Annotated in this window: 23 protein-coding genes; 22 read left to right on the forward strand and 1 reads right to left on the reverse strand. The window is 43.1% G+C overall.

All coding sequences use genetic code 11. The features are described 5' to 3' along the window. The 5 genes from Q0339_RS03620 to Q0339_RS03640 form a co-directional block, all read left to right on the forward strand. On the forward strand, window positions 1–540 hold a 540-nt coding region (locus tag Q0339_RS03620), incomplete at its 5' end, for a 2,3-bisphosphoglycerate-dependent phosphoglycerate mutase (RefSeq protein WP_298077436.1). A 99-nt stretch (window positions 541–639) separates the two neighbouring features. Then, window positions 640–1,035 carry a CidA/LrgA family protein gene (locus Q0339_RS03625; RefSeq protein ID WP_298077438.1) on the forward strand — a complete coding sequence of 132 codons (396 nt, stop codon included), beginning with the start codon at window positions 640–642 and terminating at the stop codon, window positions 1,033–1,035. Beyond that, the gene (locus tag Q0339_RS03630; protein ID WP_298077439.1) at window positions 1,036–1,737 is read left to right on the forward strand and encodes an LrgB family protein; all 702 of its coding nucleotides are present in this window, start codon (window positions 1,036–1,038) and stop codon (window positions 1,735–1,737) included. A gap of 148 nt (window positions 1,738–1,885) precedes the next feature. Beyond that, window positions 1,886–2,449, forward strand: coding sequence for a TetR/AcrR family transcriptional regulator (locus Q0339_RS03635; RefSeq protein ID WP_298077440.1), 564 nt, complete (start codon window positions 1,886–1,888; stop codon window positions 2,447–2,449). Window positions 2,450–2,538: 89 nt separating this feature from the next. Next, window positions 2,539–3,345, forward strand: a complete 807-nt coding sequence (locus Q0339_RS03640) for a ferredoxin reductase (protein ID WP_298077484.1) — start codon at window positions 2,539–2,541, stop codon at window positions 3,343–3,345. Window positions 3,346–3,432: 87 nt separating this feature from the next. Here the strand turns inward: Q0339_RS03640 and Q0339_RS03645 are convergent, their stop codons facing one another. Next, complete coding sequence (locus Q0339_RS03645) at window positions 3,433–4,080, reverse strand: hemolysin III family protein (protein WP_298077441.1); 648 nt, start codon at window positions 4,078–4,080, stop codon at window positions 3,433–3,435. Window positions 4,081–4,210: 130 nt separating this feature from the next. Here Q0339_RS03645 and Q0339_RS03650 point away from each other — a divergent pair, with 130 nt between their 5' ends. The 17 genes from Q0339_RS03650 to recQ all read left to right on the forward strand — a co-directional run bounded on the left by Q0339_RS03650 (window position 4,211) and on the right by recQ (window position 21,227). Then, complete coding sequence (locus Q0339_RS03650) at window positions 4,211–4,429, forward strand: YozE family protein (protein WP_298077442.1); 219 nt, start codon at window positions 4,211–4,213, stop codon at window positions 4,427–4,429. A 15-nt stretch (window positions 4,430–4,444) separates the two neighbouring features. Next, window positions 4,445–5,167, forward strand: coding sequence for a purine-nucleoside phosphorylase (deoD, locus tag Q0339_RS03655; RefSeq protein ID WP_298077443.1), 723 nt, complete (start codon window positions 4,445–4,447; stop codon window positions 5,165–5,167). A 30-nt stretch (window positions 5,168–5,197) separates the two neighbouring features. After that, window positions 5,198–6,622, forward strand: coding sequence for a S41 family peptidase (locus Q0339_RS03660; RefSeq protein WP_298077445.1), 1,425 nt, complete (start codon window positions 5,198–5,200; stop codon window positions 6,620–6,622). Then, on the forward strand, window positions 6,619–7,218 hold the full coding sequence (gene lepB / locus Q0339_RS03665) for a signal peptidase I (RefSeq protein WP_298077446.1): 600 nt from the start codon (window positions 6,619–6,621) through the stop codon (window positions 7,216–7,218). The genes Q0339_RS03660 and lepB overlap by 4 nt, the downstream gene beginning before the upstream one ends. A 23-nt stretch (window positions 7,219–7,241) precedes the next feature. Further along, a complete protein-coding gene (gene ylqF, locus Q0339_RS03670) occupies window positions 7,242–8,111 on the forward strand; it encodes a ribosome biogenesis GTPase YlqF (protein WP_298077447.1) in 870 nt (289 codons plus the stop codon). Next, window positions 8,111–8,899 (forward strand): ribonuclease HII, encoded by a 789-nt coding sequence (locus tag Q0339_RS03675; protein WP_298077448.1) that lies wholly within the window; start codon window positions 8,111–8,113, stop codon window positions 8,897–8,899. The genes ylqF and Q0339_RS03675 overlap by 1 nt, the downstream gene beginning before the upstream one ends. 127 nt (window positions 8,900–9,026) lie before the next feature. Next, complete coding sequence (locus Q0339_RS03680) at window positions 9,027–9,407, forward strand: BlaI/MecI/CopY family transcriptional regulator (RefSeq protein WP_298077449.1); 381 nt, start codon at window positions 9,027–9,029, stop codon at window positions 9,405–9,407. A 15-nt stretch (window positions 9,408–9,422) separates the two neighbouring features. Further along, the gene (locus tag Q0339_RS03685) at window positions 9,423–10,853 is read left to right on the forward strand and encodes a M56 family metallopeptidase (RefSeq protein ID WP_298077450.1); all 1,431 of its coding nucleotides are present in this window, start codon (window positions 9,423–9,425) and stop codon (window positions 10,851–10,853) included. A gap of 244 nt (window positions 10,854–11,097) precedes the next feature. Then, window positions 11,098–11,718 carry a DUF4956 domain-containing protein gene (locus Q0339_RS03690; protein WP_298077451.1) on the forward strand — a complete coding sequence of 207 codons (621 nt, stop codon included), beginning with the start codon at window positions 11,098–11,100 and terminating at the stop codon, window positions 11,716–11,718. A gap of 211 nt (window positions 11,719–11,929) precedes the next feature. Then, window positions 11,930–12,187 (forward strand): hypothetical protein, encoded by a 258-nt coding sequence (locus Q0339_RS03695; protein ID WP_298077452.1) that lies wholly within the window; start codon window positions 11,930–11,932, stop codon window positions 12,185–12,187. Window positions 12,188–12,353: 166 nt separating this feature from the next. Further along, the gene (gene dprA / locus Q0339_RS03700; RefSeq protein ID WP_298077453.1) at window positions 12,354–13,250 is read left to right on the forward strand and encodes a DNA-processing protein DprA; all 897 of its coding nucleotides are present in this window, start codon (window positions 12,354–12,356) and stop codon (window positions 13,248–13,250) included. A gap of 91 nt (window positions 13,251–13,341) precedes the next feature. After that, on the forward strand, window positions 13,342–15,402 hold the full coding sequence (gene topA, locus Q0339_RS03705; RefSeq protein WP_298077454.1) for a type I DNA topoisomerase: 2,061 nt from the start codon (window positions 13,342–13,344) through the stop codon (window positions 15,400–15,402). Between the two features lie 140 nt (window positions 15,403–15,542). Then, window positions 15,543–16,469, forward strand: a complete 927-nt coding sequence (xerC, locus tag Q0339_RS03710) for a tyrosine recombinase XerC (protein ID WP_298077455.1) — start codon at window positions 15,543–15,545, stop codon at window positions 16,467–16,469. 24 nt (window positions 16,470–16,493) lie between these two features. Continuing rightward, entirely contained in the window at window positions 16,494–17,018 is a 525-nt protein-coding gene (gene hslV, locus Q0339_RS03715; RefSeq protein ID WP_298077456.1) for an HslVU peptidase proteolytic subunit, read from the forward strand. A gap of 41 nt (window positions 17,019–17,059) precedes the next feature. Next, window positions 17,060–18,448 carry an ATP-dependent protease ATPase subunit HslU gene (hslU, locus tag Q0339_RS03720; protein ID WP_298077457.1) on the forward strand — a complete coding sequence of 463 codons (1,389 nt, stop codon included), beginning with the start codon at window positions 17,060–17,062 and terminating at the stop codon, window positions 18,446–18,448. Window positions 18,449–18,483: 35 nt separating this feature from the next. Continuing rightward, window positions 18,484–19,365 (forward strand): aldose 1-epimerase family protein, encoded by an 882-nt coding sequence (locus tag Q0339_RS03725; protein WP_298077459.1) that lies wholly within the window; start codon window positions 18,484–18,486, stop codon window positions 19,363–19,365. Between the two features lie 41 nt (window positions 19,366–19,406). Continuing rightward, complete coding sequence (gene recQ, locus Q0339_RS03730) at window positions 19,407–21,227, forward strand: DNA helicase RecQ (RefSeq protein WP_298077461.1); 1,821 nt, start codon at window positions 19,407–19,409, stop codon at window positions 21,225–21,227. The last annotated feature ends 7 nt before the right edge of the window (window positions 21,228–21,234 follow it).

A 21,234-nucleotide genomic window follows, 5' to 3' on the forward strand; every position in this document is an offset into this window, starting at 1 on the left:
TTAGACCGATCTTGGCTGCCAGTCCATAAGGCTTGGCAGTTAAATGAACGTCATTATGGCGCCCTACAAGGCTTGAATAAGGTTGAGACGGCAGAGAAATATGGCGAAGAGCAGGTTAAAATCTGGCGTCGTTCTTTCGATGTCTTGCCCCCAAGCTTAGATGCTAGTGATAGTCGCAACCCGCGTTTGCAAGACCAATACCGACGTGTGCCTACAGAGGAAAGTCTGCCCTTGGCGGAAAGTCTAGCTACCACCATAGAACGGGTCGTCCCTTACTTTGAATCCGTGATTCGGCCACAAATGGCAGAAGGGCAACGAATCATCATTGCAGCACACGGAAACTCACTTCGTGCGCTCGTTAAGTATTTTGATAAATTAAGCTCAGATCAAATTATGGAAGTGAATATTCCGACAGGAGTGCCACTAGTCTATGAATTTGATGACAACTTCCAAGCTATAAAACATTATTACCTAGGCGACCAAGAAACTCTAGTAGCTAAAATGTCTGCTGTGGCTAACCAAGGTAAGGTCGCTCATTAATCAAGCTAAGGATTGGACTTAGGGGCCAATCCTTTTTTTATGACTTGCAATCTGGCTAAAAAAGGGTAAACTTGTAAAGTGAGAAAAGGAGGATTCATTGTGAAACTTTATATCCAGTTCATGATTATTGTCTTATTGGCCTTTATAGGAGAGGGGATTTCGACTTATTTTCAATTACCGATCCCCGGCTCTATTTTGGGCTTAATCCTCCTATTTTTAGCTCTTGAATTTAAGCTCCTGCGTTTGCGTCATGTCAATGCAGTAGGTAACTTTCTCTTGGCTAATATGACCATTCTCTTTCTGCCAGCTGCTGTCGGGATTATGGACCGTTATGAGGCCATTGCGCCTTTTCTAGGGCCAATTGTGCTCATCATAGTAGGTGCTATTTTACTTAATATTGTGGTTATTGCCTTAGTGGTTAATTATGTTAAGAACCGCTATGAAGGCAACTACGAGGATCGTTTTGTGGATGACTTTACTGAGGAGGTAAACTAGATGACTGCTGATTTTTGGGAAAATCCCTTATTTGGTCTTGGACTATCCATTCTAGCTTACTATCTAGGTATGCGACTCAATCGACGTTGGCCTCACCCATTGACGACGCCACTTCTGATTGCGACCATCCTAATTATTGTCGTCCTCAAGCTAACCGCTATTCCTTATCGTGCTTATTACGTGGGAGGCAATTATCTTAACACTCTAATTGTGCCTTCGACAGTAGCTTTGGGAATTCCGCTTTATAAAACCTTCCACTTGATGAGACACCATATACGCAGTATTCTCTTAGGGACTTCAATTGCGGTTTTAGTTAATACGACTTTTACCGCACTCCTTGCTAAGCTTTTTGGTATGGATTTCTTCCTAGCGATTTCGCTTTTCCCTAAATCAGTCACGACTGCTATGGCGGTGGGGATTATCGACAAGATGCAAGGCATGACAACCGTGACCTTAGTGGTTGTAGTGGCCACTGGGATTTTGACAAGCGTTTTGGGGCCTGTTGTTTTAAAAATATTGAAGATTGATGACCATGTAGCAGTTGGGTTAGCCCTAGGTGGAACAGGGCACGCAGTAGGTACCGGTACAGCCTTCAAATATGGCCAAGTTGCGGGTGCCATGGCAGGTCTGGCAATTGGCGTGACGGGTTTACTCTATGTCTTTATTAGCCCGTTGATTGCGGCACTTATTTTGTCAAACTAATAGAGAGATATAAATCCTAGTGCTACAAGTACTAGGATTTACTTGTTGATGAGAGGAGAATTTGTTTGACAAGCTAAACTTTCTATTGTAGAATATGAATGAATATAAAATCTATTCACTCAACTACACAAAAGGAGGAACGATAAGATTGGATAAAAAGCAAGCTCTAAAGTTAGCCGCTTATGAAGTCTTTTCTAAAAAAGGCTACAAAGCGACGGGAATTTCAGAAATTGCCAAGCAGGCTAGCATGGCAGTCGGCTCTTTCTATAATTATTATGATAGTAAAGAAGCCATTTTTTTGGATATCTACATTGATGAAAACAATCGTGCTCGTCAAGCTATGATTGAAGAAATTGATTGGCAAATGGATATGGTTGAACTAGTTAGCCAAATTTTTGCACGGTCACGTTCCTTGGTTTCTTCCAATAAAATCCTTAAGGAGTGGTATAATCCTGCAATCGCAGATCAATTACATGGATATTATTCTTCCGAAGAAGGGAAAGTTTCAAATCCTTTCCACAATTTTCTAGTCGAAACTTTTACCAGTCGAATGTTAGCAGAAGGTTACTCCCAAGATAAAATTCAGGATATTTTACGTGTCTACAATCTTTTCTATTACATGGATATGCAAATCACAGAACAAGATGTGCCAGATTTAAATAGAACACTTGAAATATTAGCAACTAATTTCGTTAAAGGCGTCTTAAAATAAAGAGTAACTCTTTATTTTGCCGCAAAATGAATGAATATAATATATGTTCATTCTTGTGCTAGGAGGATAAAGTCATGAAAAAACAAGAAATGAAAAGAGGTAAAACGATGTTAATCACTATCCTAGTAGTCATTGTAAGTTTAAGTATTATCGCTTGGGGCATTATCGCTTATCTTGGGCGTAGTCAAACGCTATCTGTCCTTTCTATTGAAAAACTAGAGGGGGATTTAAGCCTCATACACTTGGCTAAACCTAACAATATGCAATGGAAAGCAGGTGCACACGCTAAGATTTATTTACCAAATAGTATAGATAATCCTCAAACCGCTAGCGAGGTTGTAACGGGTGCAAGCAAAAGCAAAGCTAAAGATGGGGAAAGTAGCCGTTGGCTAACGATTGCTTCAAATTCAAATGAAGGTGAAATTTTAATTTTGACTCATAATAGTGGCAGTCCTTACAAAAAAAGTCTAACTAATCTGCCAGCGGGAAGCAAAGTAGAGCTAAGTTGGTTGGACTCAAGCTTATCCACGGCAGACAGCAATAAACCCTTCGTATGTTTTGCCTCAGATGTCGGTATTGCGGCCATTCGCCCAATCATCAAAGAAGAGCTAGGTAAACGCGAATTGGTCTTGAGCCACTTAAGTAAAGGGGTGATGGTCTTTAACAATGAACTGGAAGTTTCAGCTAAAAATCATGCAAATCTAAGCTATGAGAGCAGCTCCAGTCTTTCTCAAAGTCAAGCCTATTTAAATGAAGCAGTTGAGCGCTATGGTAATGATGCGACTTATCTATTAGCGGGACAGGCCGATGATGTTAATGCTATGACCAAATTCCTTAAGGATAAGGGAATTGATAAGAAGAAAATCAAAACGAGTCGATTTAGGGGCTTAAAATAGTTTGTAAGTTAAAGAGTAGACTATAATAGTTCTTGAGAGTGATAAAGGGATGAAAAAATCCAATGGTTATGCAACCATTGGATTTTTTTACACATAGTATAGAATGCTATAAAACATAAAGACGGCGCCGCCTAATACAAAAAGGTGCCAAATAATGTGCATCCATTTGTTGTCTTTCATACGATAAAAAATCGTTCCCAGTGAGTAGGTGACACCACCCAAAGCTAAGAGTAGAATCCCGGTTAAGGGAATAGATTGTGCTAAGGGGTAGATGATGAAGACACTGAGCCATCCTAATCCTAGATAGAGGAAGGTACTGAGTTTTGGCCAACGGCCGATAGAAGAGACTTCGAAGATAATGCCTCCAATGGCCAAGGCCCAGACAAGGGCTAGGAAACCATAACCCACAAGCCCCCCAATTGAAACCATGAGGTAGGGGGTGTAAGTTCCTGCGATTAAGAGATAGATAGAAGAATGGTCGATTTTCTGGAAGACGTCCTTATAGCGAGTTAGGCTAAAGGAATGATAAAGGGTTGAATTCAAGAATAATAGGAAGAGGCTAGCCCCGTATATAGCATAGGATACGATTTCTAGATGTGAGCCATGTTGCACGCCTTTGAGAATGAGTGCAACCGTGGCAATAATGCTCAAGAGGGCACCAATACCATGAGTTGCAGCATTGAGGACTTCAATGATGACTTGTTTAGTATAGGATAATTTAAGTGTTTCTTTCATATTTTCCCTCCTTAGCTTCATTGTACCGCAAATGACTTGAGAAAGAAAGTTAAAGCCCTAGGGACTATGTTTTGCATCTTGTGGCCTATTTTTGGTAGAATGGTTGTATACGAACACAAAGGAGGACCTAATGGCAAAGAGTTTTTACGATTATATTTCTCGGTCGGTGGACTATGGTGCCAAGGACCGCATGAGTCGCTTGGCTAACGCCATCCACTCTGATCAAGGATTTCCCAAGCGTAGCGAAGAGTTTGATGAAATCTCACGTTACATGGAAGATAACCCTCATTACTCACGCCTACTGTCCATCTTTGATGATGCGTGGCAACAGTATCTTTATAACAAATAGAAAGGATTACATTTTATGTCGATTCATATTGCAGCCCAAGAAGGCCAAATCGCTGAAGTTGTTTTATTTCCAGGGGACCCATTGCGTGCCCAATATATTGCTGAAACCTTCCTAGAGAATGTGACGCGTTATAATACTGTACGTAACATGTTCGGTTTTACCGGGACCTATAAGGGCGTTCCAGTTTCTGTGCAGGGTTCAGGTATGGGGATTCCCTCAGCTATGATTTACGCAGAAGAGCTCTATCAAAGTTATGGCGTTAAGACGATTATCCGTATCGGGACTGCTGGTGGGATGAAAGAATCTGTTAAGGTTCGTGATATTGTCTTTGGCCAAGGAGCGACGACAGACTCTAGCTGCCTAATCAATATCTTCAATGGTCAAGTCTCCTTTGCAGCCTTAGCTGATTTCAAGGTTCTAGATACTGCTTACCACTTAGCAGCAGAAAAGTTACCTAAGGAAAATATCCATGTCGGTAATATTTTATCTAGCGATCGTTTCTATAATGAAGAGATGGACAAGGGTAAACTAGCTCGTTATGGGGTTTTAGCTGTGGAAATGGAAGCAGCTGGGCTCTATGCCGTGGCAGCTAAACACAACCGTCAAGCCTTAGCTATGTGTACCATCAGCGACCACTTAATTACGGGTGAAGAAACAACGGCTGAAGAACGCCAAACAACTTTCACACAAATGATGGAAGTTGCCTTAGAAACAGCTTACGCGCTCCAAAGCAAATAAGCGAATTAATTATTGGAAAGAAGGGATTCGATGAAGTTAAGCAAAGGATTGAAATGGTTCTCTGCCTTACTAGTGACAACCAGTGTACTTTCAACGACTGTTCCAGTGACTGCAGCGCCGTTTAGCCTCTTTGGTTCAAAAGAACAGCTATCGGATGAAGATATACAGAAGATTCAGGAAGTCTATCGTTCTATTCGCGAAGGCTACATTGAGGAAATAGACAAGGAGAAAATACTAGAAGGTGCTCTTAAGGGGATGGTGTCTGCCACAGAAGATCCATATTCAGAGTATTTCAACAAGGAAGAATCGGATGCCTTCGATAATGCCATGAGTGATTCCTTTGAAGGGATTGGGGTTCAGTTCCAAGTCAAAGGTGGCGAAATGGTTGTGATTAGTGCCCTTGATGACACACCTGCCTCTAAAGCAGGTTTGCAGCCAAATGACGTCATTGTTAGCGTAGATGGGACAGAGCTTAAGGACAAGACGACCCAAGAAGTCATGAAACTTATCCGTGGCCCTAAGGGTTCTGAAGTCAAACTAGTCATTCGTCGTGGCGGGTCAAACTTTGATGTTAAGTTGACTCGCGACACTATTCCAAATTATTCCGTTACTAGCAATTTGGATGAGCAAGACAAAACCATTGCCCACATTAAAATTATCCAATTTGGTGAGAATACAGGTAAGGAATTGGAGAATGCTGTTAAGAAAGCCCGTGAAGACGGGGCTAAGAGCTTCATCTTCGACCTACGTAATGATCCAGGTGGTCTCCTAAGTCAGGCCCTTGCTATCGGCAATATGTTCTTGAAAGATGGCGATGTCATCCTTCAAACTCAAGAACGTGGCAGTGATCCGACTGTCTTTTCAGCGGATTCTAAATTATATGGTGACTTCAAAATCACGGAGCCTTATGTCTTCTTGATCGATGGTGGTTCAGCATCTGCTAGTGAAATTTTAGCTGCTGCTATTAAGGAAAACACCAAACATGATTTAGTAGGCGAGAAGACCTTTGGTAAGGGGACGGTTCAACAAGTTCTTAATCAATCAGATCTTGGCGAATTGAAGCTAACGATTGCTAAATGGTTAACGCCAAAAGGTGAGTGGATTCATAAACAAGGAATTGAGCCGACCGTTGCTGTCGAACAAGAACCGGTGGCTAAGGCAGTTAGCCTCAGCTACGATGATACCCTTGCCAAAGGCCAATCTAACGATGGGGTAAAAAATCTTGCTTTAATTCTTAAAGCTTTAGGCTATGAATTAGAGTCTACTGAATACTTTGATGATAAGATGGAAGCTGCTGTCAAGGCCTTCCAAAAAGATAAGGGATTGACTGAAGATGGTCAAGTAACTGGTAAGACAGCAGATGCCCTCAACGAGGCAACCCGTGATTATCTCAAGACTCATGATGCGCAGTACGACAAGGCCAAAGAAGTACTTAAGCAAGGAAATAACTCATGAGATCGCTAAGAAACTTAGGCCGTGACCTGGTCAATGTGGTTTTCTATCTCATGATTGCCGTCTTAATCCTAACAGGTATTCGGCAGTACATTCTGCAGCCTTTTCAGGTTGATGGCCATTCTATGGAGGCAACCCTCCATCATGGAGAGCACATGCTGCTCTTTCCTAGTGCTAAGATTAATCGCTTTGATGTAGTGGTATTTCCTGATCCAAAAGGATCAGGAAATTCCTATGTTAAGCGGGTTATTGGTTTGCCTGGTGATCGATTGAGAGTGCACAATGACCAACTCTATCTCAATGATTTACCAGTGCCTGAACCTTATCTAGAACCTTATAAATCTCAAGCTGATAGCCATCCATTTACCCAAGACTTTTCCTTGTGGGATACCTTGGGAATTGAGACTATTCCAGAGGGTTACTACTTTGTCATGGGGGATAATCGACCTGGGTCGGGTGATAGCCGTCAGTTCGGTTTGGTACCCATTGCCTCGGTTCAGGGGAAAGCGGATCTGGTTTATTGGCCCTTCAACCAAATGAGACGCATGGCGCAGTATCAGCTCCAAGCAGATGGTTCCCTGTCTATTAGCGCACCTTAAACTATATCCTAGGAGGAAAGTTCGTGTCACAACCAATTCAATGGTTTCCTGGCCATATGGCCAAGGCCAAACGTGAAGCCAAGGAAAAACTCAACCTTGTCGATATTGTCATTGAACTAGTCGACGCTCGCATTCCTGAATCCAGTCGCAATCCCTTGATTGACGAAATTGTAGGCAATAAGCCCCGCATCATGGTCCTCAACAAGGCGGACTTAGCTGATTCTGTCAAGACCCAGGCCTGGATTAATTATTATCAAAGTCAAGGTATTCATGCCTTAGCTATCGATGCTCAGCACGGTAAAGGTCTCAAACAACTTGAGAAGCAGTGTCAGGCACTTATGTCAGATTACTTTGCCAAACAAGCTGCAAAAGGGGTCAAGCCGCGTGCCATTCGCCTCATGATTCTGGGTATCCCTAACGTAGGTAAATCCACTTTAATCAATCGCTTTGTGGGTAAGAACCAGGCCATTACCGGGAATAAGCCAGGGGTAACCAAGGCGCAACGTTGGCTAAAAGTAGGGCGTAACTTCGAGTTACTGGATACTCCAGGGATTCTGTGGCCTAAGTTTGATGACCCTTTAGTGGGCAAAAAATTGGCTTTAACCGGTGCCATCAAAGACCAACTGGTCCATATGGATGATTTGGCCCTTTATCTATTAGAATTAGTCTTGGCCAATCATTCAGATATGCTTAAGCAGCGTTACCGCGTGACTGAGCAAGAGTGCCAACTGCCCTTAGTAGAACTACTTTTAGTTATTACCAAGCGACTGGGCTTTAAAGAGGATTATGACCAGGCGTCTACAAAATTAGTAATCGATTATCGTCAGCACCAATTAGGTAGTTTGACCTTGGATCAAGTACCTTTGGATGTTTCTACTGTAGGTGAAAATTAATGGCTAAGTTAACTGTTAGTCAAATTAAGCAAGCCTTGCTAGAGGTAAACGATAGATCTCATGAATTTTTAGTGACGCTGGCCAATGATGAGCGCAAAAGTGTCCAAAAATTGCTTGAACAATGCCACAAACGTATACAAAATCAAGAGTTAGTTTATCAAGAACACCAAAAAAGACTCAATCATGAAATAGCTGCCTATGAGGCTGGCTATCAAGTGATTGCGGGTTTAGATGAGGTAGGGCGTGGTCCTCTGGCTGGTCCAGTTGTGGTAGCAGCAGTTGTCCTACCTAGAGATTGCCAGAATTTACTAGTCGGGGTAACAGACTCTAAGCAACTGTCACATGCTAAACGCCTTGAATTCGCCCGCCAAATCCGCGAAGTTGCCCTTGATCTTAAAATTGTGGCCATTCCTCCGGCCATTATTGACCGGGACAATATCTATCAAGCCACTCGCCAGGGCATGAAGGCTGCTGTTGAAGCCCTAAATGTAAAACCTGATTATTTGCTGTTAGATGCCATTAATATTGATTCTGATTTGCCACAAGAGTCCTTGGTCAAAGGCGATCAACGTTCCTTATCCATTGCGGCGGCTTCTATTATCGCCAAGGTATATCGAGATGAGTTAATGGTCCAATACAGCAAGACTTACCCAGAGTTTGGTTTTGACCGGAATATGGGCTATGGGACTAAGGAGCACTTAGATGCCTTAGATAGAGTAGGTTATACTCCTATTCATCGCCGGTCTTTTGAACCGGTTAAGTCCATGTACAAAGCATATGAATCTTAAAATTCAATCGGTTCCGACAAGGAACCGATTTTTCTATAGAGAATACAAGATAGGCTTGACAAAACCCTTAGACATTTGTAGAATTAAAGTGAGAAAGATTGATTTTATCATACGAAAGGAGATTTCTATGGCAGCAAAAATTAAACGACTAGCTGATGGCGAATTTACCATTTTGAAGGCCATCTGGCAATTGCCACAGCCCACTACTTCTGCCCAGATTATTGAATATCTAGGTGAAGACAACCATTGGAAGCCACAAACCTTGCTCACGGTCTTAGCTCGCTTAACCGAAAAGGGCTACCTTAATAGCGAACGAGTGGGGCGTGAACGCCATTATACGGCACTCGTTTCGGAAGCAGATTATCTCGAGGTAGAGGCCTCTGACTTCTTAAATCGTTACAAGGGTCACTCTCTCAGTGGTTTCATCAATAACTTGTTCCGCTCAAATTCCTTGACTGATTCTGACATGGACGAATTGCGTGATCTGCTTAATCAGCATAAATCCTAGTGAGGAGGGGACTAGATGCAAGATTTACTCTTTAACTTTTTTTTGACTAGCTTGTCAGTTTCTTGCTTAATCCCACTTGTCAGTATTTGTTTTATGCTCTTCAAGAATCGACTTTCAGTCCGGAGTAAATATTATATCTGGATTGGGGTTATCCTGAGTCTCTTGTTACCATTTAGACCAGCCTTTAGTTTAGGCTTAATTGAGGTGCAGCCACCCGCACCATTACTCCCGACCTCAGCTCCGACTCATTTAGGGTCGACACCATTAGAAGCTTCAGGAGCACCAGTGCCAACTCCTACATGGTCCTTTAACATTTTGCATGCTATCTTGTTGGTCTGGCTGTTAGGTGTCTTGATTTGTCTTGGACGTCAGCTCTATAGTTACATCAAGTTCCAGACCATGCTCAAACGATGGGGCGACCCTGTTGAAGATTTAGCCATCTGGGAAAACTTAGCTGAGATGCAAGCTCTTGTGGGTGTAAAACGCGAAATTGGGCTAATTTATTGCCCTTTGGTGCACAGTCCTCTCTTATTTGGCTTCAGAAAACCAACCATTGTGCTTCCTGAGCTTGACTATACAGAGGAAGAATTTAGTTTAATTTTCCATCATGAATTAGTCCACTATAAGCACGGAGATGTTTATGTTAGTCTCTTAGCCATGTTTATTAAGAGCCTCTACTGGTACAACCCATTGGTTCGTTTCGCAAGCAAAGAGTTGTTGGAAGCAGGGGAAATGTACTGTGATGCTACCGTATTAGCCCAACAAGATGTTAGCTATCGCATCTTCTATGGTGAGACAATTCTGACCATGATTGACCGAAGCAAGAAAAACCAAGTAGCTTTAACCACTTGCTTCTATTCCAATCGTTTCAATTTGAAGCGACGCATATTAGCCATTATGGATAATCGCTATCCAATTCGCTTCTTATCCGTTTTGGTCATTCTAGGAGTGACTACTTTAGTCTTACTATCACGTTCTGTCTTTGTGATGGCACAACCACCTGCTAATCAGGTGACAGATAGTCAGATAAGCGAGCTCAGAGTTTCCAGCAATCAAGCCAGAGATTATGCCTTAGCAGAGGTGGGCTTGACATTGGATCAAGTCCAAGCCTTAGAAATAGAACTGTCTCAGGACCGCTATTTTGTCGCTTTTCAATATCAAAATACCGTTTATCAGTACCAAATTAGTGTGATAGATGGGCAAATTTTACGAGTTCATGAGACCAACCAAGTTTTAGTCTCGAATGCTCAACCAAGTGAGAGTCTCGCAAGTTCTGAACATATAGCTAGTCAAGCTTCTAATGCAGAGTCATCACAGGCACCATCAGTATTTAGACCTTTACTCAATGTGCAGTCCATCTTGAAAGATAGCGATGACGATGAATCTGATGACAAAGATGACGTGGATGATCCATATGATCCAGACGACCCAGATGTAGATGATTAATAAACATGTATAGATTTGAAGTCTAACGAGAGACGATAGAGCTCTCGTTAGACTTTTTATATGAAGTTTTTCAAGTATAACAATCACATGACAAAAGTAGGAACTACTTAAATCGCAAAATCTACATATATAGAAGATGGTTATAAACGACAGCTGTAGTATATCTATTAGCTCCTAGAGAGCTTATCTTTATCACTTATCAGTTTATGTGGCTAATGAAGCCAATGCAAAGCCTGAAATGCTAATGATGTCATTGGTAGTCGCCTTAATAACTGGCCTCTGGTTGGCTTGGGTCTATAAGTACAAGACGCTCTATACAAAGGATTTCGTTATAACTTTGGCTCTCTTGCCAACCATTATAGCCATGATGATCTTCTTAGTGAATGGTAATTTGGGTACCAGTGTGGCGGTGGCCGGGACCTTTAGTCTCATTCGCTTCCGTTCTGCAGCAGGGGGTGCCAAAGAGATGCTAGTTATCTTCATGGCGACTGCTATCGGTTTAGCTTGTGGGATGGGCTATGTCTTCCTAGCCTTGGTCTTTACCCTTGTCTTGACCTGTCTGCTCTTGATTTTGGAGCATGTCAATTTTGCTAATACAAGCCAATCCCGTCGTTATCTTACTGTGAAAATTTCGGCTGATCAAGATTATGATTTGCTCTTTGAGGGTATTTTTGAAGCGCTTTGTCAGTCTGTAGAACTAGCCTCCATTTCTTTTGAAGATGGCGATTCCTTGCTTAAGTTAGACTATATCATAGAACTTAAGCGTGAGATTAGCGACCATGCCTTTATTAATCAATTCCAGGCTTACAATACTTTAGCTAAAGTTAGCTTGAGTAAGGTAGCCAAGAAAAAGAAGACACTTTAGACAGCCCTTAAGCCAGCAGATTTATCTAGTCTGCTGGCTTAACTATACTTACTTGACAGTTTGTTGAAAACGCTTTATGATAGTTGTATAATCTATTTTAAAGCGAGGGTTTATTTGGCGAAGAAATGCTCATGAGTTAACAAAATGAGTGGTAGGATGCCTGATTTATTCATCAGAAAGGGAGAGTGTTATGAGACCAAGAAAATCTCTAGTGTGGGACTTACTTTTAGCGCTTGATCGTCAGCTGCCCGGTCATTTCGAATTGGAAAACCTATTAGACTTTGTAGATGCACATTCATATAGCCAAGACCAGGTGATTTCAGCTTTAGAATACCTTAAGCACGAAGGCTATTTGTCAGGTCTTATTCTCTATGATGACCAAGGACAGCCATATCACTTCATTATTGATGGAATTTCCCGTCAAGGGCTTGACTTGCTAGATAGCTTATCTAAAGAAGGTAGCATATAAGATCTTTAACTAGAATAAGGGGGACTGGGATTCAATCCCAGTTTTTTCTTATATATGCTTTTCTTACTATTTATATAGTCTTGTAACTTTTTATCTTTTAAAGACGTGTTTTATTCTCCTTTTTGCCTATATATAGTATGAAGGGGGAATCTTGATGGATTTTTCGATGAAGGAACAACTCATTCTTTTAAGCCTTGAAGGTGCTAACTATCGTGAGATTTGGTATTACCTTAAGCATGCCATTAATAGAGCTTGTCATCGTCATGCACTTAGCCTTGTAGACTGTCAGGCCATGCTGATAGAAGTCCAGAAAGAAGAAGGCATATTAGAAAATCCAGGCTTCCATTTTTATCTGGATGACCAAAGCTATCTGCGAGTCAAGGATTTGGCTAAGCGTACGCTTATGATTGGAGAGCCTACTTATCCTAGGGCTTGGTTAGAGATTCCTAAGCCTCCCTTACTAATCTATTATCAGGGGCATATTGAATGGCTACAAGAGCCACTAATTTCCATTGTTGGGACTCGAGCCATAAGTCTCCAAGGCCAAAAAGATGCGAATTCTCTAACTCAAGCCTTATGTCATTCAGGCTATGTCTGTGTCTCAGGGATGGCCTTGGGAGTAGATGCTATAGTTCATCGAACAGCTCTTAATACCCCTGGCGGCAAAACCATTGCCATCTTACCAGCTGGTTTTGGCACCTGTTATCCACGAAGTCATACAAGCCTTATGGCTGAATTAGGGCAATCCCACTTGCTCTTGTCAGAGTATTTGCCTCATATAGGAATCAAAAAACATCATTTTATTATGCGTAATCGATTGGTGGCGGGGATTGCGCCAGCACTGGTGGTTGTGGAAGCAGCCTTGAAGAGCGGGAGTCTCATCACAGCTAATTTTGCCCTACAGTATAATCGAGAGATTTATGTCTGTCCAGGACATTTGAGTGAGACCAATTCAGCCGGATGTAATCAGTTAATTGAAGCGGGAGCTAATGCCATTTATAGTCTGCCAGATTTCTTGGGAGAGCTGGAAACTCTCTATCGTCTCCAAGCAATAAAGAATTAAAAGTGTTGACAAGCGATCCGGTTTCGTCTAAGATTGATACGATTTACATTGAAGCAAGCCCCCTTGCTCGAGAAAGGGATGTGTCGATCAGGTGACTTATAAATATCTGGTGATTGTCGAATCACCGACAAAAGCAAAAACTATTGATAAATACTTGGGTAAGAACTATAAAGTAGTAGCCAGCAAAGGACACTTGCGTGATTTGCCTAAAAGTAAAATGGGTGTGGACATCGACAACCATTTTGAACCTAGCTACATTAACATTCGTGGTCGCGGAGATACCATTAAAGAACTGCGTAAATACGCCAAAAAGGCTGAAAAAGTCTACCTAGCAGCCGACCCGGACCGCGAAGGGGAAGCCATTGCTTGGCATCTTTCACACATTCTTGGGTTGGATCCTAATGACAAGAATCGCGTGGTCTTTAACGAAATTACCAAGGATTCTGTTAAGGAGGCCTTCAAGCATCCACGTGCCATTGACCAAGAGTTGGTCGATGCTCAACAGGCGCGTCGTATCTTGGACCGGGTAGTAGGTTATTCTATTTCACCTATATTATGGAAGAAAGTTAAAAAAGGCCTATCTGCTGGTCGGGTACAGTCGACGGCATTGAAACTGATTATTGACCGTGAAATGGAAATTCGCAACTTCAAACCAGAAGAGTATTGGGATATTCCGACAACCTTCCTTAAGAGCAAAAGCAAGTTTCAGGCTGATTTTTATGCATTAGATGGCAAAAAGCGTGAACTTAAGAGTCATGAGGATGTCCAAACCGTGATGAAACGCATTGATCAAAAGGCCCCATTCAAGGTGGATGAGATTGAGGAGAAGGAGCGTCGTCGCAAGTCTCAAGCGCCATTTACAACTTCAACCCTACAACAAGAAGCGTCTAATCGTCTTGGCTTCCGTACTAGCAAGACCATGATGGTTGCTCAGCAGCTCTATGAAGGGATAAGCATTGGCCGCAACACCGTCGGTTTGATTACCTATATGCGTACGGATTCAACCCGCATTGCGCCAAGTGCTCGTCAAGCGGCCCTGGATTATATTGATGAGACCTTTGGATCTGAATACCTTGGACCTGGAAAAGTAGTTCGTAATGGTCAAAGTGCACAAGATGCCCATGAAGCTATTCGTCCATCTAATGTGACACTTACTCCAGAGTCCATCCAAGCATCCTTAACTAAGGACCAATATAGACTCTATAATTTGATCTGGTCCCGTTTTGTGGCTAGTCAGATGGCAGATGCAGTCTACGATACCATTCGTTGTGACTTAAGTCAGAATGGCGCAAGCTTCCGTGCAAATGGTTCTAAGATTAAATTTCCTGGTTTCCTTAAGGTTTATCCATCTCAAGGGACTAAGGATAACTTCCTGCCAGACTTAAAAGTTGGAGAAGCAGTCAAGGTGGCGGATATGAATCCAAGTCAGCACTTTACCCAACCACCTGCTCGTTACAACGAAGCCTCCCTGGTTAAGGTCTTAGAAGAAAAGGGGATTGGCCGTCCATCTACCTATTCACCAACTATTGAAACCTTGCGCAAACGTTACTATGTCAAAATGGTAGCTAAGCGGTTTGAACCAACTGAACTAGGCGAGATTGTCAATAATCTCATGACGAGTTATTTCCCTAATATCGTGAATACCGAGTTTACGGCTGGCTTAGAAACGGAACTGGATGCCATTGAAGAAGGCAAGTTCCAGTGGGTACAAGTCCTAGAATCCTTCTATGAAGGCTTTAAAGGCAATTTAACCAAGGCCGAAGAAGAAGTTGCTAAGATTGATATCAAGGATGAGCCTGCTGGGTTTGCCTGTCCTGAATGTGGCCACGATATGGTCATTAAGATTGGCCGTTTTGGTAAGTTCTATGCTTGCAGCAACTTTCCGGATTGCCGCCATACAGAAGCTATCGTCAAAACCATTGGCGTGACCTGTCCGCAGTGTCATCAGGGCCAAGTGGTCGAACGCCAATCCAAGAAGAATCGTCTCTTCTTTGGTTGTAATCGATATCCTGACTGTGACTTTGTCTCTTGGGATAAGCCGGTTGGTCGCGACTGCCCAGTCTGCCAACACTATCTAGTAGAAAAAACAAGTCGCAAGGGCAAACAAGTTGCTTGCAGTCACTGTGACTATCAAGAAGACATTCAAAAGTAAGTAAGTCCCTTGCCGGCATGAAAGAGATTAAACCGTGGTTTAATCTCTTTTTGTTTATCAATTCTTAACAAATGACAGCAAATGAGGCGGGGCAGTCGCTTCAAGAGCAAAAAAGTGATACACTAAAAGACATAGAAAGAATGAAAGATGGTGGTCTTATGCAGGAAGCTATTGCGCGTTTTCTCCAATACATCAGTGTTGAAAGACGCTATTCCCAGAAGACCCTGGCTGCCTATCAACAAGACTTAGCGGCTTTTCAGTCTTTTATTGAGACCAGCGGTGGCGGACATTTGAAGCAAATTGCCTACCAAGACGTAAGACTCTATCTGGCCTACCTCAATGAACAAGCTTACGCCAAAACCAGTATTCGTCGCAAGTTATCCAGCCTTCGATCATTTTTTACCTACTGCCTAAGCCAGGGGTGGATTGAGACTAATCCCATGGAATTGGTTCAGTACCAGGTGAAAAAGAAGAGCTTGCCACAATTCTTCTATGAACAAGAACTGACTCAACTCTTCGATGCCCTTTATAAGCGGGAAGATGATGCAGCTTGGCGTGACAGAATGCTCTTAGAAGTTCTCTATGCGACAGGCATGCGGGTCAGTGAACTGAGCGAATTGAGCTTAGATCGCCTCAACCTAGAGGTGCAACTTATTCGTGTTCTAGGGAAGGGGAATAAGGAGCGTATCGTCCCCTTGGGTGATTCGGCAACCCAAGCTATTCGGGATTATTTGACGTATCTAAGACCAAAAATAGACTCTAAGAAGAGTCAATACCTGCTACTGACTGACAAGGGTGCTCAAATGACACCTAGACAGATTCGGACGCGACTTAACAGTTTGGTTCAAGAACAGGCTATGAACTTGAAGATTTATCCCCACAAATTGCGGCATTCTTTTGCCACACATTTGCTAAATAAGGGGGCAGACCTGAGAACGGTTCAAGAACTACTGGGCCACGCCAACCTCAGTTCAACCCAAATTTATACGCATGTAACTAAAGACCAATTGCGCAGCCAATACCTTAAAGCCCATCCTAGGGCCAAACAAGCCAAGCAAGATAAATAATCACGCTAAAAGGAAGTGACCATCATGACAACAATTTGTGCTGTAAAAAAAGATAATCAACTAGCCATGGCTGGGGATGGCCAAATTACAATGGGCCAACAAGTCATTATGAAAGGCTCTGCCCGTAAGATTCGACGCATTTATCATAACCAAGTTCTAGTTGGCTTTGCGGGTGGTGTAGCGGACGCTATCACCTTATCAGAAATGTTCGAGACCAAGCTCAGTGAGCACCAAGGACAATTAACCCGAGCGGCAGTCGAACTAGCCAAGTCTTGGCGTTCTGATCGGACATTACAGAAGCTAGAAGCCCTACTGATTGTCATGGATAAGAACAATCTCCTCATGGTCAGTGGGACCGGTGAAGTCATTGAGCCAGATGATGGCATTTTGACCATTGGTTCAGGAGGCAACTATGCTTTAGCGGCAGCCCGTGCTCTTAAGCGTAACGCGCCAGAATTGAATGCCGTAGACATTGCCAAACAAGCGCTGCAAATTGCCAGTGAGATTGATGTTTTCACCAATGACCAAATCCGTGTGGAAGAAGCCTAAGAGGGCTGACTTGCCATTATAATAGAAGGGATGAATTGATTATGAGTCAATTAACACCACGTTATGTCGTCAATGAGTTAAATAAATACATTATCGGACAAGATGAAGCCAAACGTGCCATTGCCATTGCTTTGCGCAATCGTCTGCGCCGTCTCAAGCTAGATCCAGCTATGCAGGCTGAAGTAAAGCCAAAGAACATCTTGATGATTGGGCCAACTGGGGTCGGGAAGACCGAGATTGCGCGACGCTTGGCTGAAATCGCCAATGCTCCTTTTGTCAAAGTAGAAGCGACCAAGTATACCGAAATCGGTTATGTTGGTCGTGACGTAGAGGCCATGGTACGTGACTTGGTTGAAGCCAGCATTCGCATGGTCAAGAAGATTAAACATCAAGAAGTGAGAGAAGAGGCCTATGAACGTGCCTTGACTCGTCTAGCTAAGGCTCTTAAACCTGGTATTAAACAAGAGAAGAAACAACAAGCTCAACCTAATGATTTTATGGCCATGTTGCAAAAAATGACTCAAAGCCAGGAGGAGCCTCAGGAAGTGGTGACAGATGACATTAAGGTCAGTCGCCGCCAAATCAAGGAGCAATTGCGCCAAGGCTTACTTAATGACAAGGAAGTCACCATTGAATTAGAAGAGAAGAAACTGCAACTCAACAACTTAAATCCTATGATGGAACAAATGATGGATGTCCAATCCGAGTTCCAAAACTTACGGCCTAAGAAAAAAATCAAACGCAGTGTGTCCGTTAAGGAAGCCCTCGAATTACTGACAGAAGAAGAGTCAGATCACCTAGTTAATCAAGATGATATCAACCAACAGGCTTTGGAATTGGCTCAGAACAGTGGCATTATCTTCATCGACGAAATCGATAAGATTGCGACTTCTTCCAACCATGGAGGAGAAGTTAGCCGTCAGGGGGTCCAACGTGACATCTTGCCAATTGTTGAAGGTAGTGACGTTCAGACTAAGTACGGTATTATTTCAACTGATCATATACTCTTTATTGGATCGGGTGCCTTCCATGTGGCCAAACCTTCTGATTTAATTCCTGAATTACAGGGCCGCTTCCCAATCCGTGTCCAGTTGACCGACCTTAAGGTGGATGATTTCCGCCGTATACTACAAGAGCCAGCTCACGCTATTTTGCATCAATACCAAGCCATGCTTGCAACTGAAGGGGTAGAAGTTATCTTCACGGAATCTGCCATTGATAAAATGGCGGAATACGCGGTGCTATTAAATGAGACAACCGATAATATTGGGGCTCGTCGTCTCCACACCATTGTCGAGACCGTCTTAGAGGAATTACTCTATGAAGCTGCTGATATGAATATGGGCCGTATTGAGATTAATGGTGCCTATGTCAGTCAACGTTTAGATAAGATTGTAGAAAGTCCTGATTTAAGCCACTATATCTTATAAGTAACTCGTAAAACGAGATTTGAGGAGGTAGATCCATGATACAACTAGAGAATGAGCAAGTGATCGTAAAAATTAAAGAGATGGGGGCTGAATTGACCTCTGTCTTGGACCGTGCGTCTGGTTATGAATTCATCTGGCAAGGAGATCCCAACTACTGGGGACGACAGGCACCCATTCTCTTTCCGATTGTGGGTAGCTTAAAGGAAGGGGCTGTCTCCTATCAGGGGCAAGCCTATCGCTTACCACGTCATGGTTTTGCTAGAGATAGTTACTTTCGTGTTATTGCTCAGTCGCAACAAGCGGTTACCTTTGAACTTACCTCAAATGATGAGACTAAGAACCTGTATCCTTTCGACTTTGTGTTGCAAGTCTCCTATATTTTGTCAGGTAGACGTTTGACTGTTTCATATACGGTCCATAATCCTCATACGAGTCAGGTCCTTTATTATAACATCGGAGGTCATCCGGCCTTTAATGTTTGCCATAATGCCAAGGAAGAATTTGACGGGGTATGGCTTAGCTTCCAACCGCAAGAGATGTTGCGCCATATTCCCTTAGATGTTGCGAGTGGCTTAATTGAGCTTAATAAGGCGCGCTACCAAGAGCTTAGTCGAATGGAACTTAGCCACAAGACCTTTAAGAAGGACGCGCTCATCTATCAAATCAAGCCAGAGACTGAGTTGCTTTTAGAAGACGCTCAAGCCAGCATTGGACTCAGCCATCATGGCATGACCTTTGTGGGGATTTGGTCTCCTTATCCTGTTAAAGCACCATTTGTCTGCCTAGAACCATGGGCGGGCATTGCGGATAGTAGCGAGACAAGTGGCCAGTGGCCAGAAAAATACCAGGTCATAGAAGTGGGACCATCCAATGTATCCACTCATGACTACACCCTGACCTTTACTAAGAAAAACTAAGACAAGAAATTTAGGAATTAGCAGAAAGCGAGGCTAAACATATGCATTCCCTTGAATTGGCGCCCCAAACCAAAATGGGGGTTCTAGAAGCCTATTATGGGTATGATCATTTCCGTCCCGGTCAAGAAGCCATTATTGATGCTATTCTATCTGGACGGGATGCTATGGCCATTATGCCAACTTCTGCTGGTAAGTCTCTTTGCTTTCAAGTGCCAGCTATGCTCATGCCAGGGGTTACCTTGGTGATTTCGCCACTTATTTCCCTCATGCAAGATCAAGTTTCTAGCTTGGTAGCCATGGGCATACCTGCCGTACTGATTAATAGTGGGCAAAGCTTGGAAGAAAATCGCCAAGCGGTAGCAGCCTTAAGAAGTGGGCAAGTCAAACTGGCTTATATTGCACCAGAACGCCTGTCAAATGATTATTTTTTGAATTTAGTTAGTCAAGTAGAGGTCAGTCTGGTAGCAGTGGACGAAGCCCACTGTATCTCCCAATGGGGCAATGACTTTCGTCCTTCCTACCAAGCCATTCCTCATTTGCTGGACTATCTAGACAAACGGCCGATTATGGCGGCTTTTACGGCGACAGCCACGCAACAGGTTAGGCAAGACATTGTCCATTATTTAGGGCTACAAAAGCCCTTTGAAATGGTGACAGGATTTGATCGACCTAATCTTTTCTTTGCCTTGGAAGAACCAAGCGATAAAATGAGAAGGCTCAAGGAATTATTGGCAAGTGGCGAGCCCAGCATTGTCTATTGTGCCACACGTAAAGACGTGGAGTCTGTCGCGAGCAAGCTAAATCAGGCCGGAATTCAGGCCAGACCCTACCATGCTGGGATGGACATGTCGGATCGTCATGCCACTCAACGCGCCTTTCAATTTGATGAGATTCAGGTAGTAGTAGCAACTAATGCCTTTGGTATGGGGATTGATAAATCCAATGTGCGTCAGGTCATCCATTATGCCATGCCCAAGGATTTGGAATCCTACTATCAGGAAGCTGGTCGCGCTGGCCGAGATGGCGAAGACTCTCGTTGTACCTTGTTCTATTCAGACCGTGACATTATGACCAATGTCTACTTGATTGAACAAGGTGGCGATCCAATCGGTCGCCAGAAACTCAATGAAATGATTGACTATTGCCGAACGACTCAATGTTTGCGGGGGTTTATGCTACGTTACTTTGGTGAAGCCCCACATGAAAGGAACTGTCAGTCCTGTACCAATTGCACAACGACAGTAGAACAGGTTGATATTACGCTGCCTGCGCAAAAAATTCTAGCCTGTGTCTATCGTATGGGCCAACGTTATGGTTTGACTAAGGTGGCCGAGGTCCTTAAGGGTAGTCAGAAAGCTGACATCAAAGGGACTTATCTAGCTGACTTACCTACTTATGGGCTCATGAAAGACATACCAGAAGCCCAAATCAAGCGATATATTAGTGCCTTGGTGGTAGAAGGTTATCTTAAGATGGTGGGGCAAGACTATCCCATTCTCAACCTAACTTCTAAGGCTAAGCCGGTATTAAAGGGACAGGAGCAGGTATCCATTAAGCATACCTTGGCCATGAGTATTGCTAAGATGAGTCAAGTCAAGGCACGTGGTAATGAGAGCCACGATGCCTATGATCAGGTACTCTTTGAGCGTTTACGGCAAGTCCGTTATGATTTGGCCCAAAAGCACCAAGTACCACCTTTTATTATTTTTTCGGATGCTACCTTGCGGGCATTGTGTCGTCATTTCCCGACGACGGAGACAGCCTTTCTGACCATCTCTGGTGTGGGGCAGAAGAAATTATCTCAGTATGGCTATGACTTTATGCATGCCATTGAGGCCTATCTGGCTGAAAAAGATAAGTAAAAAAACA

The sequence above is a fragment of the uncultured Abiotrophia sp. genome (genome assembly GCF_938010525.1).
Classification (GTDB): domain Bacteria; phylum Bacillota; class Bacilli; order Lactobacillales; family Aerococcaceae; genus Abiotrophia.

What these genes read in the sequence shown, in the direction of transcription:
- Q0339_RS03630 (WP_298077439.1), top strand. Translation starts at nt 1,036, where the DNA reads ATGACTGCTGATTTTTGGGAAAATCCCTTATTTGGTCTTGGACTATCC.
- Q0339_RS03640 (WP_298077484.1), top strand. Translation starts at nt 2,539, where the DNA reads ATGAAAAGAGGTAAAACGATGTTAATCACTATCCTAGTAGTCATTGTA.
- Q0339_RS03645 (WP_298077441.1), bottom strand. Translation starts at nt 4,080, where the DNA reads ATGAAAGAAACACTTAAATTATCCTATACTAAACAAGTCATCATTGAA.
- Q0339_RS03650 (WP_298077442.1), top strand. Translation starts at nt 4,211, where the DNA reads ATGGCAAAGAGTTTTTACGATTATATTTCTCGGTCGGTGGACTATGGT.
- deoD (WP_298077443.1), top strand. Translation starts at nt 4,445, where the DNA reads ATGTCGATTCATATTGCAGCCCAAGAAGGCCAAATCGCTGAAGTTGTT.
- Q0339_RS03660 (WP_298077445.1), top strand. Translation starts at nt 5,198, where the DNA reads ATGAAGTTAAGCAAAGGATTGAAATGGTTCTCTGCCTTACTAGTGACA.
- lepB (WP_298077446.1), top strand. Translation starts at nt 6,619, where the DNA reads ATGAGATCGCTAAGAAACTTAGGCCGTGACCTGGTCAATGTGGTTTTC.
- Q0339_RS03675 (WP_298077448.1), top strand. Translation starts at nt 8,111, where the DNA reads ATGGCTAAGTTAACTGTTAGTCAAATTAAGCAAGCCTTGCTAGAGGTA.
- Q0339_RS03680 (WP_298077449.1), top strand. Translation starts at nt 9,027, where the DNA reads ATGGCAGCAAAAATTAAACGACTAGCTGATGGCGAATTTACCATTTTG.
- Q0339_RS03685 (WP_298077450.1), top strand. Translation starts at nt 9,423, where the DNA reads ATGCAAGATTTACTCTTTAACTTTTTTTTGACTAGCTTGTCAGTTTCT.
- Q0339_RS03690 (WP_298077451.1), top strand. Translation starts at nt 11,098, where the DNA reads ATGATGTCATTGGTAGTCGCCTTAATAACTGGCCTCTGGTTGGCTTGG.
- dprA (WP_298077453.1), top strand. Translation starts at nt 12,354, where the DNA reads ATGAAGGAACAACTCATTCTTTTAAGCCTTGAAGGTGCTAACTATCGT.
- xerC (WP_298077455.1), top strand. Translation starts at nt 15,543, where the DNA reads ATGAAAGATGGTGGTCTTATGCAGGAAGCTATTGCGCGTTTTCTCCAA.
- hslV (WP_298077456.1), top strand. Translation starts at nt 16,494, where the DNA reads ATGACAACAATTTGTGCTGTAAAAAAAGATAATCAACTAGCCATGGCT.
- hslU (WP_298077457.1), top strand. Translation starts at nt 17,060, where the DNA reads ATGAGTCAATTAACACCACGTTATGTCGTCAATGAGTTAAATAAATAC.
- Q0339_RS03725 (WP_298077459.1), top strand. Translation starts at nt 18,484, where the DNA reads ATGATACAACTAGAGAATGAGCAAGTGATCGTAAAAATTAAAGAGATG.
- recQ (WP_298077461.1), top strand. Translation starts at nt 19,407, where the DNA reads ATGCATTCCCTTGAATTGGCGCCCCAAACCAAAATGGGGGTTCTAGAA.